Source organism: Streptomyces sp. NPDC051563 (genome assembly GCF_044454225.1).
Classification (GTDB): Bacteria; Actinomycetota; Actinomycetes; order Streptomycetales; family Streptomycetaceae; genus Streptomyces.
The window spans coordinates 227,180-239,826 of record NZ_JBITDL010000007.1; the positions used below are offsets into that span (position 1 = coordinate 227,180).

At 72.3% G+C, this 12,647-nt stretch carries 15 protein-coding genes; 9 read left to right on the forward strand and 6 right to left on the reverse strand.

Features of this window, described 5'->3' with window-relative positions; translation table 11 throughout:
• Positions 1-47: 47 nt before the first annotated feature.
• Together ACIA8F_RS11315 and ACIA8F_RS11320 are read right to left on the reverse strand one after the other, a co-directional pair.
• Positions 48-1,466 (reverse strand): ATP-binding protein, encoded by a 1,419-nt coding sequence (locus tag ACIA8F_RS11315; RefSeq protein ID WP_399378042.1) that lies wholly within the window; start codon positions 1,464-1,466, stop codon positions 48-50.
• A 12-nt stretch (positions 1,467-1,478) separates the two neighbouring features.
• Positions 1,479-2,252: a response regulator transcription factor gene (locus ACIA8F_RS11320; RefSeq protein WP_399378043.1), complete on the reverse strand. Its 774-nt coding sequence runs from the start codon at positions 2,250-2,252 to the stop codon at positions 1,479-1,481.
• 284 nt (positions 2,253-2,536) lie between these two features.
• On the opposite strand from ACIA8F_RS11320, the gene ACIA8F_RS11325 reads away from it, so the two are divergent.
• The 8 genes from ACIA8F_RS11325 (at position 2,537) to ACIA8F_RS11360 (ending at position 8,932) form a co-directional block, all read left to right on the forward strand.
• Entirely contained in the window at positions 2,537-3,322 is a 786-nt protein-coding gene (locus ACIA8F_RS11325) for an amino acid ABC transporter ATP-binding protein (RefSeq protein ID WP_399378044.1), read from the forward strand.
• 103 nt (positions 3,323-3,425) lie between these two features.
• The gene (locus tag ACIA8F_RS11330) at positions 3,426-4,280 is read left to right on the forward strand and encodes a glutamate ABC transporter substrate-binding protein (protein ID WP_399378045.1); all 855 of its coding nucleotides are present in this window, start codon (positions 3,426-3,428) and stop codon (positions 4,278-4,280) included.
• A gap of 116 nt (positions 4,281-4,396) precedes the next feature.
• Positions 4,397-5,071 (forward strand): amino acid ABC transporter permease, encoded by a 675-nt coding sequence (locus tag ACIA8F_RS11335; RefSeq protein ID WP_399378046.1) that lies wholly within the window; start codon positions 4,397-4,399, stop codon positions 5,069-5,071.
• A complete protein-coding gene (locus tag ACIA8F_RS11340; RefSeq protein WP_399378047.1) occupies positions 5,068-5,937 on the forward strand; it encodes an amino acid ABC transporter permease in 870 nt (289 codons plus the stop codon). Before ACIA8F_RS11335 ends, ACIA8F_RS11340 begins: the two co-directional genes overlap by 4 nt.
• A 302-nt stretch (positions 5,938-6,239) precedes the next feature.
• Positions 6,240-7,823 carry an FAD-dependent monooxygenase gene (locus ACIA8F_RS11345; RefSeq protein ID WP_399378048.1) on the forward strand — a complete coding sequence of 528 codons (1,584 nt, stop codon included), beginning with the start codon at positions 6,240-6,242 and terminating at the stop codon, positions 7,821-7,823.
• Between the two features lie 32 nt (positions 7,824-7,855).
• The gene (locus ACIA8F_RS11350) at positions 7,856-7,942 is read left to right on the forward strand and encodes a putative leader peptide (protein WP_311318651.1); all 87 of its coding nucleotides are present in this window, start codon (positions 7,856-7,858) and stop codon (positions 7,940-7,942) included.
• A 73-nt stretch (positions 7,943-8,015) separates the two neighbouring features.
• Complete coding sequence (locus tag ACIA8F_RS11355) at positions 8,016-8,561, forward strand: cysteine dioxygenase (RefSeq protein WP_399378049.1); 546 nt, start codon at positions 8,016-8,018, stop codon at positions 8,559-8,561.
• Positions 8,552-8,932 (forward strand): rhodanese-like domain-containing protein, encoded by a 381-nt coding sequence (locus ACIA8F_RS11360; RefSeq protein WP_399378085.1) that lies wholly within the window; start codon positions 8,552-8,554, stop codon positions 8,930-8,932. Before ACIA8F_RS11355 ends, ACIA8F_RS11360 begins: the two co-directional genes overlap by 10 nt.
• Before the next feature lie 52 nt (positions 8,933-8,984).
• On the opposite strand, the gene ACIA8F_RS11365 is transcribed toward ACIA8F_RS11360, so the two are convergent.
• The 3 genes from ACIA8F_RS11365 to ACIA8F_RS11375 all read right to left on the reverse strand — a co-directional run bounded on the left by ACIA8F_RS11365 (position 8,985) and on the right by ACIA8F_RS11375 (position 11,412).
• Positions 8,985-10,457 carry a sialidase family protein gene (locus tag ACIA8F_RS11365; RefSeq protein ID WP_399378050.1) on the reverse strand — a complete coding sequence of 491 codons (1,473 nt, stop codon included), beginning with the start codon at positions 10,455-10,457 and terminating at the stop codon, positions 8,985-8,987.
• A 349-nt stretch (positions 10,458-10,806) separates the two neighbouring features.
• Positions 10,807-11,013, reverse strand: a complete 207-nt coding sequence (locus tag ACIA8F_RS11370) for a hypothetical protein (protein WP_399378051.1) — start codon at positions 11,011-11,013, stop codon at positions 10,807-10,809.
• A gap of 123 nt (positions 11,014-11,136) precedes the next feature.
• Complete coding sequence (locus ACIA8F_RS11375; RefSeq protein WP_399378052.1) at positions 11,137-11,412, reverse strand: hypothetical protein; 276 nt, start codon at positions 11,410-11,412, stop codon at positions 11,137-11,139.
• A gap of 289 nt (positions 11,413-11,701) precedes the next feature.
• Here ACIA8F_RS11375 and ACIA8F_RS11380 point away from each other — a divergent pair, with 289 nt between their 5' ends.
• Positions 11,702-11,908 (forward strand): hypothetical protein, encoded by a 207-nt coding sequence (locus ACIA8F_RS11380; protein ID WP_399378053.1) that lies wholly within the window; start codon positions 11,702-11,704, stop codon positions 11,906-11,908.
• Between the two features lie 94 nt (positions 11,909-12,002).
• Here ACIA8F_RS11380 and recX read toward each other — a convergent pair whose 3' ends face one another.
• Positions 12,003-12,647, reverse strand: a complete 645-nt coding sequence (recX, locus tag ACIA8F_RS11385; RefSeq protein WP_399378054.1) for a recombination regulator RecX — start codon at positions 12,645-12,647, stop codon at positions 12,003-12,005.

The following is a 12,647-nucleotide window of genomic DNA, read 5'->3' on the forward strand; positions in this document are numbered from 1 at the left end:
GCCGTCCGCCGGTACCTCGACGGGCAGGACGGCGGGGGCCGTCAGCTTCAGTCGGGCAGCGCGGCGGGATCGGTGCGCGGGACGGCCAGCGTCACGCGCAGCCCGTGCGGCGGGTTCGTCTCGTAGGAGAGGGACCCGCCGCCCGCCGCGAGCAGGATGCGGGAGATGGACAGGCCGAGTCCGGAACCCTTGACGTTCTGGTGGCGTCCGCTGCGCCAGAACCGGTCCCCGATCCGCAGCAGCTCCTCCTCGGTGAGCCCGGGGCCGCGGTCGGCGACCACGATCAGCACCCGGTCGCCCGCCACGGAGAGCGCCACCTCGACGTCCTCGCCCTCCGGCGTGAACTTGAGGGCGTTGTCGATGACGGCGTCGAGCGCGCTGGAGAGCGCGATCGGATCGGCCCAGCCGGTGGCGGCGCTGCGCCCCGTCCCGGTGAGCCGCACACCCTTCTCCTCGGCGAACGGACGCCAGGCGGTCACCCGCTCGGCGGCCAGCCCCGCGATGTCCGTCAGGCTGATCTCGGCGGCGGCGTGCTCGGCCAGTGCAAGGTCGAGCAGGTCGTCCAGGACCTGGGTCAGGCGCTTTCCCTCGGTCCGTACCGAGGCGATCTCCTCGTTGCCCTCGGGGAGTTCGAGGGCGAGCAGCTCGATCCGCAGGAGCAGCGCGGCGAGGGGGTTGCGCAGCTGGTGGGAGGCGTCGGCGACGAAGGCGCGCTGTTGTTCCAGCACCTCTTCGACGTTGTCGGCCATCTCGTTGAAGGAGCGGGCCAGGCGCCTGAGTTCCGGGGGGCCGCCGCCCGCCGCGACGCGGGAGTTCATCCGGCCGGTGGCGATGCCGTGGGCGGCGGTGTCCAGGGTCTGCACGGGCTTGAGCACCCAGCTGGTCAGCCGCAGGGCGGCGCCGAAGGCCACGAGCATGGCCGCGCCGAGCCCGGCGGCGATGACCAGCCAGCCCCGCAGGATCCGGGCCCGCATCTGGTCGGTGGGCGACTCGGTGGCGACCACGGCGACCACGTCCCCGTCGAGGACGACGGGGGAGGCGACGAGGAGTTTTCCGTGGGTCTGCCAGGGCCACACCTGGCCGGGGTCGTGGCTGCGCCGGCCCGCGAGCGCCTGGATGAAGGCCTCGCGCCCCTCCCCCTTCTCGGGCAGCTCCCACCAGCTGGGCGAACGGGCGATGGCGTTGTCGTCCCGGCGGAAGATGCCGACGCGGATCCCGTAGAGCTCCTGGTAGCGGGCCAGTTCGTGCTGGAGGGTTTCGCGGCGCTCCCCGGCCCCGCTGGACTTCGAGCTCTCGGCGTCGATGACGAACTGGGCGAGCGCGGCGAAGCGGGCCCCGTCGTCGATCCGGTCGACGACCACCCGCTGCTGCTGCCCGGCCGCGAGGGCCACCGCGAGCGGGAAGCCGAAGGCGAGCAGGACGCCGGCCATCAGGACGACGAGCAGCGGAAGCAGCCGGGCGCGCACGGGGGGTGGCCGCTAGACGGCGGGCGGGGCGGGGGCAGCGGGCGGGGCGGCGGGCGGGGCGGGAGCCGCCGGCGCGGGCGGTACGACGAGCCGGTACCCCACGCCGCGCACGGTCTCGATGAGCGCCGGCATGCGCAGCTTGGACCGCAGCGAGGCCACGTGCACCTCGAGGGTCCGGCCGGTGCCTTCCCAACTGGTGCGCCACACCTCGCTGATGATCTGCTCCCGGCGGAAGACCACGCCGGGGCGCTGCGCGAGCAGCGCCAGCAGGTCGAACTCCTTGCGGGTCAGCGCCACGTCGACGCCGTCCACGCTGACCCGGCGGGTGGAGAGCTCGATGCCGACGGTCCCGAGGCGGACCACGCCGGGCGTGCCCGCGGGGCCGGCGGCGGCGGTCTCCTCGGGGGCGCCGGTGCGGCGGGCCACCGCGTGGATGCGGGCGAGGAGTTCGCCGGTGTCGTAGGGCTTGGTGACGTAGTCGTCGGCGCCCATGTTGAGCCCGTGGATCCGGGAGCGCACGTCGGCCCGCGCGGTGACCATGATGACGGGCGTGCTGGTGCGCTTGCGGATCTTGCCGCACACCTCGTAGCCGTCCTGGTCGGGCAGGCCGAGGTCGAGCAGGATGACCCCGTAGGGAGGGGCCAGCGGCGGGGCGCCCGCCGACAGCAGGGCCTGCAGGGCCTCCTCGCCGCTGCGGGCATGGGTGACCTTGAAGCCGTGCCGGGCGAGGATCGCGGACAGGGCGGCGGCGACGTGGTCGTCGTCCTCGACGAGCAGCAGTCTCATGTCGTCCCCCTCTCCATCTTTCGATCTCTTCGCGTTCGCATGGCGGACATCATGGGCCACCAAGCATCCACGCCGATGCCGTCTCCCACGTCAAGGCGGTTCCGGCCCGTCGGGGGTTCCGTTATGGACCCGGTACGGCCGCGGCCGGTGCGCGGGGCCCGTGCGTACGGAGCGTATCGGCGCGAGGCCGGATCGTTATGCTCAATTCTCCCTCAGATGTACTGACGCTGTGCGCGCCACGTCACTACTGTCCTCCCAACCGAGGAGGACGGAGCCACAAGCCGATGAGCGGAGTATCAGTGACCAAGGACGTGCGGGACGCGGCCGGTGCCGCGGACGACCTGGTCGTGCTGAGCAACGTCAACAAGCACTTCGGCGCGCTGCACGTGCTTCAGGACATCGATCTGAGCATTGCCCGCGGTGAGGTCGTCGTGGTGATCGGCCCTTCGGGGTCGGGCAAGTCCACGCTGTGCCGGACCATCAACCGCCTGGAGACGATCGATTCGGGCAGCATCACCGTCGACGGCAAGCAACTGCCGTCGGAGGGCAAGGCGCTGGCGAAGCTGCGTGCCGATGTGGGCATGGTCTTCCAGTCGTTCAACCTCTTCGCGCACAAGACGGTGCTGCAGAACGTGATGCTGGGCCAGCTCAAGGTCCGCAAGGCGGACCAGGCGGCGGCGCTGGAGAAGGCGAAGTCCCTCCTCGACCGGGTGGGCGTCGGCTCGCAGGCCGACAAGTACCCGGCGCAGCTCTCGGGCGGCCAGCAGCAGCGCGTGGCGATCGCCCGCGCCCTGGCGATGGACCCGAAGGTGATGCTGTTCGACGAGCCGACCTCGGCCCTCGACCCGGAGATGATCAACGAGGTGCTGGAGGTCATGCAGCAGCTCGCCCGGGAGGGCATGACGATGGTCGTCGTCACGCACGAGATGGGCTTCGCCCGCTCCGCCGCCAACCGGGTCGTCTTCATGGCCGACGGAAAGATCGTCGAAGAGGCCGCGCCCGAGCAGTTCTTCAGCAACCCGCGGAGCGACCGCGCCAAGGACTTCCTCTCGAAGATCCTGCACCACTGACCTTCGCATCTGGTAGTGATCCGGTGACGGATCGTCGTCCAGCACGCACGTCGCACGTCCCACTTCACTGCTTTCTCACGTCTCACTTCGAGGGAAGTCCACCATGAAGCTCTCCAAGGTCGGCGCGGCCGCCGCCATCGCCGTTGCTCTCGCCCTGACCGCGACCGCCTGCGGCGGCGACAGCGACAAGCCCGCGGGTGAATCCGGCTCCACGGCCGGTGCCAAGAAAGACAAGATCGTCATCGGCATCAAGTTCGACCAGCCGGGTGTGGGCCTGAAGGCTCCGGACGGCAAGTTCACGGGCTTCGACGTGGACGTGGCGACGTACGTGGCCAAGGAGCTCGGCTACGAGCCCGACCAGATCGAGTTCAAGCAGGCCGTCAGCGCCGAGCGCGAGAACCTGATCGCCAACGGTGACGTGAAGCTGGTCGTGGCGAGCTACTCGATCAACGACAAGCGCAAGGAGAAGGTCGACTTCGCCGGCCCGTACTTCCTCGCGCACCAGGACCTGCTGGTCCGTGCCGACGACACCTCGATCACCAAGGCCGAGGACCTCAACAAGAAGAAGCTCTGCTCGGTCACCGGCTCCACGTCGGCCCAGAACGTCAAGACCAAGCTGGCCCCCGAGGCCGACCTGCAGCAGCTCGGCGGCTACTCCGAGTGCCTGACCGGCCTGGAGAACAAGGCCGTCGACGCCCTGACCACGGACAACTCGATCCTGGCCGGATACGCGGCGCAGGACAAGAACAAGGGCAAGTTCAAGCTGGTCGGGCTGAGCCTGAGCAACGAGAACTACGGCATCGGCCTGAAGAAGGGCGACAAGGACCTCCAGACCAAGGTCAACGCCGCCATCAAGAAGATGGAGGCGGACGGCGCCTGGGAAGCCGCCATCAAGAAGAACTTCGGTCCGTCCGGCTACAAGAACGAGCCGGCTCCCGCGGTCACCGAAGGCAGCTGACCCGGCGGCCGGTCCGCCGGCCGATCCATCGGTGAGGACCGTCGCCGCCCGCCTGCCGCGGGCGGCGCCGTGCCCCACCGGCCAACCTGGCCATCCTGGGGAGAGCGCAGGCCATCGTGTTCGATTTTCTTGATTCCGGGCAGTACGACGTGCTCGGAGCCTTCTGGGTGACGGTTCAGCTCACCCTCTACTCGGCCGTCGGGTCCCTGATCTGGGGCACCGTACTGGCCGGGATGCGGGTCAGTCCGGTCCCGCTGATGCGGGGCTTCGCCACCGCGTACGTGAACCTCGTGCGCAACACCCCGCTGACCGTGCTGATCATCGGCTGTTCGCTGGGCCTCAACCAGACCCTGGGCGTCACACTCGGCGGCGGCACCTTCAAGGACATCGGCTTCCGGCTCGCGGTCCTCGGCTTCATCGCCTACACCGGCACCTTCGTCTGCGAGGCGATCCGCTCGGGCATCAACACGGTCCCGGTCGGCCAGGCCGAGGCCTCCCGCGCCCTGGGCATGAGCTTCGTCCAGACGCTCACCCTGATCGTGCTCCCCCAGGCCTTCCGGGCGGTCGTCGCGCCGCTGGCCAACGTGCTGATCGCCCTCACCAAGAACACCACGGTGGCAGCGGCGATCGGCGTGGCCGAGGCGGCGCTGCTGATGAAGGAGATGGTCGAGAACGAGCCGCAGGACCTGTTCGCCGTCTTCGGCATCTTCGCCCTCGGCTTCGTCCTTCTGACCCTGCCCACCGGCCTGCTCCTGGGCTGGGTTGCCAAGCGAGTGGCGGTGAAGCGATGACCTCCGTGCTGTACGACGCCCCGGGCCCCAAGGCCAAGGCGCGCAACTGGATCTACAGCGGGATATTCCTCGTCGTGGCCGGAGCCGTCGCATGGTGGGTGCTGTCCGCCCTGGCGGACAAGAACCAGCTCGACGGCGACAAGTGGAGCCCCTTCCTCACCGGCGAGGTGTGGACGACGTTCCTGCTCCCCGGGCTCGGCGAGACCCTGCGGGCCGGCGCCATCTCCATGGTGATCGCCCTGCCCCTGGGCGCCCTCCTCGGCATGGGACGGCTCTCCGACCACGCGTGGGTGCGCAGCATCGTGGGCACCTGGGTCGAGTTCTTCCGCGCCATCCCGGTCCTGATGCTGATGCTCTTCGGCTCCGCCTTCTACGTGCAGTACACCGGCGTCGACTCCGAAGTCCGGCCGCTGTACGCGGTGATCACCGGGCTGGTCCTGTACAACTCCGCGGTCATCGGCGAGATCGTCCGGGCCGGCGTCGATTCGCTGCCGAGGGGGCAGACCGACGCCGCGAAGGCGATCGGCATGCGCAAGGGCCAGGTCATGACCTACGTCCTGATCCCGCAGGCGGTCACCGCGATGCTGCCCGCGCTGGTCAGCCAGCTCGTGGTGATCCTCAAGGACACCGCGATCGGCGGTGCGGTCCTGGGCCTCACCGAACTGCTGACCCAGTACCGGCAGATCTCGGCGAACTTCAGCAACACCATCCCGACCCTCATCGTGATCGCGGTGATCTACATCGTGGTGAACTTCGCCCTCACCACCTTCGCCTCCTGGCTGGAGGGCCGCCTGCGCAAGTCGAAGCGGAGCACCGGGGCCGTGGTCCCGGCGACCCTCGACGCGGGCAACAGCGGCGGCAGCTGACCGGCCCCCTTCCGACCGTCCCCGGCCGTCCTCCCGGCCGCCCTCCCGGCGCGGCATCGGACATCTGCTCGGACCCGGGTCCGGCATCCGGTCTGACAGTCGGTCAGTACACTGGCGGGACACGTGTGGTGGGGGGGGGGGGGGGCCCCCCCCCCCCCCCCCCCGGGGGGGCCGGGGGGGGCGCCCCACACCCCCCCCCCCCCCACCCCACGGCATTGTCCGGCCCGGCGTCACTTGACGCAGGCACCTCCAGTGGGTTGCATACGTTCTGTGATCACATACCGGACACCGGGAGCCACATCATGGACCCGGTGATCGTCGTCGGCGCGGGGCCCGTCGGGCTGTCCCTGTCCCTCGCCCTGGCCGGCCAGGGCGTGCCCTGCGTCGTGCTCGACGAGGGGTCCGGCAAGGACGAGCTCCGCCCCGCCCGCACCGTCGCCCTGCACGCGGACACCGCCGCCATGGTGCACCGGCTGGGCTGTACGACGCTGCGCGACGAGGGCACCTACTTCACCGCCTGGCGCACCATGCGGCGCGGCCGCGCGTCCCAGCGGATCACCTTCGAGGATGGCCCGGCCCCGATCCACCTCCCCCAGCACGCCCTGACCCGCGGGCTGCGGGACGCCGCCGCCGCGCATCCCCTGGTCCAGCTGATCACCGAGAGCAAGCTCGACGCCCTGGAGCAGGACGGCCGCGGGGTCACCGCCCACACCCGGGGCGCCGAGACCACCTGGTGGCGCGGCAGCCACCTCGTCGGCTGCGACGGGGCCCGCTCCACCGTGCGCAAGCTCCTCGGCATCCGCTTCCCCGGCCGCACCGCCGTCGAACGGCACGCCGTGGCCGCCCTGCGCACCGAACTGCCCTGGCCGGGCGAGGCGTTGCTGCACCGCAGCCCGCCCGACGAGATCACCGCCCGGCCGCTCGCCGACGGGGCGTACCGGCTGGACTGGCTGCTCCCCGCGCGCGGGGACCTCGTCACGCCCGACGCGCTGGTGACCCTCATCCGCGACAGCCTCGCGCTGTGGTGCGGGGGCACGACGCCCCCGTACGAGCTCCTCGACACCGGGGTCCACACCCTGCACCACCGGCTCGCCCGGCGCTGGCGCGACGGCCGCTGCTTCCTCGCCGGGGACGCGGCGCACCTGCTCGGCGCGCTCGGCACCCAGGGCGTGGAGGAGGGCCTGCGGGATGCCGAGAACCTCGCCTGGAAGCTCTCCCTCGCCTGGCACCAGGGGGCTTCGGAAGCCCTCCTCGACAGCTACGAGGCCGAGCGCCGCAGGGCGGTGGCCGCCCGGCTGCGCGCCGCCGACCAGGCCATGCCCGCGCTACGGGCCGGGGGCGGTCTGCGCACCTACCTCCCCGGGGCCTCGCGCTCCGCCGAACTACTCCTGACCGACGGCCACTTGGGGCGCGGGCCACTCGGCGCGGAGCCGGTGTACGCACCGCCCGTGGCCGTCCACGACGTGCCCACCGCCACCGAGCCGGGCGCGTCCGTGGAGAACGTCCCGGTGACCGCCCCCGACGGCTCCGCGGTGCCGCTGCGCGACCAGCTGGGGCGGGGCCGGCTGCTCGTCGTCCTCGTCGCCCCGGGCACCGGGGTCTGGGACCGGCGGCACTGGGTGGGCGCCGGCCTGATGCCCCGCCTCGCGGCGGCGGTCGCCGCGCTGCCGGTCCGGGCGGAGCTGCTCGTGGCGGACGGCTACCCCGGGGCGGCGGCGCACACCGTGCTCCTCGTACGACCGGACGGGCATCTCGCGGCCACCTTCGCCGGGGTCGATCCGGCCGGGCTGTACGAGGCCGCGGACGCGGTCCGGCACGGGGCTCCGGACGCCGCACCGGCCGCGACTCCCAAGGCGCTGCCCGCCGCTGCACCCGTGATCGATTGACCCTCCGGCCGAGTCGTGCTTCACTCGCGGACATGACCGGCAACGACGTACGCCTGTGGCGGAGGGTCCATATGGACCTGCTCCGCTACGCGGGCTGCGTATGTCGCCCTTCCTGCTGATTCGCCTTCCCCTCGCGCGCCCCCATCCGGATGTGCCGCGCGCTCTCGCGAACCCCCAGGACGGTCACCCTCCATGTCTGCACCCACGCACGCCCCTGCCCCGGCAACGACTCTGCCTTCCGCCCCGGCCCTCTCGGCGGCGGACCTCCTCGCCTTCACCCGGCGCATCGCCTCCGACCCCGCACTGATCGCCTCCCTCCCCCTCGACCCCGAGGGCCGGACCTGGATCCGGCTCGACGGCCCGGGCGGCAGCGAGGCCTGGCTGATCGGCTGGCCGCCCGGCACCGGCACCGGCTGGCACGACCACGCCGAGTCGCGGGGCGCGTTCACCACCGCGCGCGGGCAGCTCACCGAGAACTCCCTGGCGGTCCGCCTCCCCTCGGAGGGCTGGCAGTCCCTCTCGCTGGCCCCCGACGTGGACCGCACCCGGGCACTGGGCGCGGGCACCGGGCGGGCCTTCGGCGAGCACCACGTGCACGAGGTGCTCAACGAGTCCGCGACCGAGCACGCGATCTCCGTCCACGCGTACTACCCGCCGCTGCCCCTGATCCGCCGCTACAGCCGCACCGGCCCGGTGCTCACGCTGGAGCAGGTCGAGCGTCCGGCGGACTGGCAGTGAGCGGCATCGACGCGCTGATCGAGCGGCTGCGGACCACGTACACCCGCGTGGACGCGGACCGGGCGCACGCGGAATCCCTGACCGGAGCGCTGCTGGTCGACATCAGGTACCAGGCCCTGCGCGAGCGGGACGGACTGATCCCGGGCGCCCTGGTGATCGAGCGCAACGAACTGGAATGGCGCCTCGACCCCGAGGGCTCCCACCGCCTCCCGGAGGCGGTGGACCACGACATCCGCGTGATCGTCATCTGCAACGAGGGCTACGCCTCCACCCTGGCGGCGGCCTCCCTCCACGCCCTGGACCTCCCCAACGCCACGGACCTCACGGGCGGCTTCCAGGCCTGGAAGTCCGCGGGCCTGCCCGTCGTCTGACGCCTCCCCGCCACCGCCCGGCCGCCCGGCCGGGCGGTGGCGTCCGCGTCGGTCAGCGGGTGCGGAAACTGCCGGTGTACACGTCCGTACGGTTCTGCGGTGCGCCGGAGTCGGTCTCGGTGAGCACCGCCCGCACTCCCTTGCCATCGGCGACCAGGCCCTGGTAGTCACCGAGGAAGTACCCGCCGGCGAAAGGCGCCTGGAGCCAGTCGAAGACCCGGGAGATCCGTCGTTCGGTCCGGAGCCCCGGGTCTCCGTGCGGCAGCGTGGCCAGCTGATAGGCGGTGGGCAGGGTGGTGGTGTCACCCGGCTTGAGGAAGCGCAGGTCGTAGTAGGTCAGCGCGACCGTGCCCCGCTCGTCGGCCGCGATCGACGGGGAGAAGGCCGGCACGCCCTCAGGGCTGATCAGCTCGGGGCTCCCCCAGGTGTGTCCGCCGTCGGTGGAGCGCACGAGCTGGACGGAGTCGAAGCTGCCGCCGGAGAAGTCCGAGCCCTCGTAGGCCATGTACAGCGCGCCCGACCCGGGGTCGACGGCCGGGCTGGGCAGGGTGGCCGCCGCGCGGAGGAGTTTGGCGGGGTCGTTCGGGTCGACCTCCGGTACGGAGGTGTCCCGGGCCACGGTGACCGGGGCGGTCCAGGTGTCTCCGGCGTCGGTGGAGGTGACCATCTCGTAGCGGGCTTCGATGACGGTGCTCAGGTCGTCGGAGACGGTGATCCGGTCGTAGAAGTCGTACAGGGTGCCGGTGCGCGGGTCGACGACGATCACGTGGCCGATGGTCTGGGTGTTGGGCACGGCGCCGGTGTCGACGAACCGCCGGGCCCCGCTCCAGGTGCGCCCGCCGTCCCGGGTCAGGGAGATGTACCCGGGACCGTCGAGGGAGCTGGGGCCGGGCGGGTCGTTGTCGAGGCGGTCCCAGACCTGGTAGGCGGTGCCCTCGCGGACCGGGTCGGCGGTGATCGAGGGCTTGTCGTTGAAGAAGGGCTGCTCGTCGACGTGCGTGGTGGTGAGGTTGTGCCAGGTGCGGCCGCCGTCGTGGGACGTGGCGGCCAGCAGGGCGCTGCGCGTGCTCCGGGTGAAGTCGACCCCTTCCCCGCTCGCGTAGACGGTGCCGTCCGGGCCGGTGCTCACCCAGGGATCCGAGGCCCGCTCGTAGTCCGCGCCGCCGGGAGCGCACAGGCTGAACGGCAGCGTGCTCCGGTGGAAGGTGTGGCCGTCGGTGCTCCAGGAGGCCGCCAGGCCGCGGGCGGCGCCGTCGTTCCAGCGGTCCTGCTGGTACACGGTGACCACGCGTTTCGGGTCGCGGGGATCGACGGACAGGTACGGCTCGACCTCGGTGCCCGGGTAGACGACGCTCTCGGGGGAGATCGCGCCGACGGTGCAGTGCGCGTACGGGTCGCCGTGCGACACCTTGACCAGTGGCGTGCCGTCGGGGTTCCGGTCTGCCGCGGCGTGGGTCGCACCGGCGACCGTGACGAGCAGGGCCGCGGCGGCGGTGACGGCGGTCAGGGGCAGGAAGGCGCGCATGCGGGAACTCCTCCGGGCCGTACGGCCGGGGTACGGGACCGCCATCATCGGGGGCGGCCGGGGGCGCGGAGGTGTACCGGAACGCGAGGGTGGAGCGACTCCGCCTGGTCCTCTTCGGCGTTGCGGCCGGTGCCCTTGATGGGCCGAACGACGGAGCGGTGCCGGGAGCCGTCGGAGCGCATGGCGGAGCCGGCCGGCGGTGTGGCGCGCCGGTCGGCTCATCGGTCGTGCTGTCGGGCCGGCGGTCGGGCCGGCGGAGCTGGATGACCTGCTGGACCTGTTCCGCGGTGGGGCGGGTCAGGTCACCGGCAAGGCCGCCGCCTCCGTGCGGGGGCGGCGCACCGGGCGGTCAGGTGATCGCCGGTGAGGTCCCGTCGGGCAGGGCGCAGTGGTAGCAGGCGTAGGGGCGGGCGACGATCTGTCCGCCTGCGGCCGTGCACTCGTCCCGGGAGATGTTCGGAGACGAGGCGGCCCCGGCGCTGACGGCGCCGACGGCGCTCGCGCCGGCCAGGGTGGCCGTGGCGAGGGCGAGGCCCAGGATTCTTCGCATACGCATGGGTTCCTCCTCCCGGGCACCTTCGTTCGGCCTTCGGGATGGACGAGCCTCAGGACGACGGCGCCCTCCTTTCAGCATGGGCGCTCCGCCCGGGGCCCGCGAGCCAAGGGCTCGCGGAGTCCTCTACCGCGGTTCGTTGGCCGCCGCGCGGCAGGCACCGGTCGCGGCGCCGCCCGCCACTCCTGCCCCGCTCAGCCCGCTCACACAACTCTGCAGGTCTCCGACCACACCACGGCCGCAGGCCGCGCTGACGGAGCCGGAATCGGTGGCACCGGCCTGTTCGGCCATCTGGGTGCAGGCGGGGATGTCCGCCACGACCGCGGGAGCGGCGAGGACCGTGCCGCCGAAGGCAAGGGTCAGGCCGGCGAACGCACCGGCGATACGGGTCGACGTGCGCATGGGACGCACCTGCCTTCCGGGGTTGGCCGCGAGGCCGAAGGGAGCGGACCGCGGACCGGCCGGGACGCACTCGGACCTCCGCTCGGGGCCCCCGCGCCCCCGCGATCCGGCATCGCGACACTCCCAGCGTCGCACCGTCTCGCCTGCCCGGCAGCTCCTGCACCCCAGCGGGACGCGGCACGGGACCCCGCCGGCACTATCACCCAAATGGCCCAACGTGACGGGCCACCCCCAGGGTGAGAAGCTGGCTAGTGCCCCACTTGAGGCAATCCGTGGAAGGGGAAACCACATGCGCATTCGACGAATTCTGGCCGCCGCGTTCGCGACGGTAGCCCTCGCCGGAATTGGCCTCACCGGCGCCGCCACTGCCACCGCACAGAGCGCCCCGTCCGTCGTCACCCCCTCTGAATGCAAGCAGGGCGGCGGAGCACCGGCGATCAACGACGCGGGCAACTACTGCAAGGGCGGTATGTACGACGGGGAGCAAGTCGACTAACCCCACAAGGCGCCCCGCAGCCACGCGCCGCGGGGCGTTCCCGCGCCGCCGCCCGGGCCGTCACCGGGCCCGCGCCCGGCCCGGTGTCACCCCGTCAGATCGCCAGGTCGTCAGCGTCCTCATCCTCCGCCTCCAGCGCACGGCGGACCACCCGCAGGGCCATGCCCTCGGGGTACCCCTTGCGGGCGAGCATTCCGGCGAGGCGCCGGATCCGCTTGTCCCGCTCCAGGCCCCGGGTCGCGCGGAGCTTGCGCTCCACGAGCTCCCGGGCGGTCTCCTCCTCCTGGTCGGAGTCCAGCTGTTCCAGGGCCTCCTGTACGAGGGTGGGGGCCACCCCCTTGGTACGGAGCTCCTGTGCGAGCGCCCGGCGGGCCAGCCCCCTGCCCCGGTGCCGGGACTCGACCCAGGCCCCGGCGAAGGCGGCGTCGTCGATCAAGCCCACCTCCTCGAAGCGGGAGAGGACCTGCTCCGACACCTCCTCGAGGATGTCCCGCTTGGCCAGGGCGTCGGCGAGCTGCCGCCGCGTGCGCGGCATCCCGGTGAGCAGACGCAGACAGATCGCCCGCGCCTGCTCCTCGGGACTCTGGGGCGGCAGCTCCGGACGGTCCTCGCGTCCCTCGCGGCCCTCACGTCCCTCCGAGCGACGGCCGCCCCGGCCGCCGCCCTCGCGGCGGCCCCGGCGACTGCCCTCGCGGCGGTCCTCACCGCCGTCCGCGCCACCCCTTGCCTGCTCCCACAC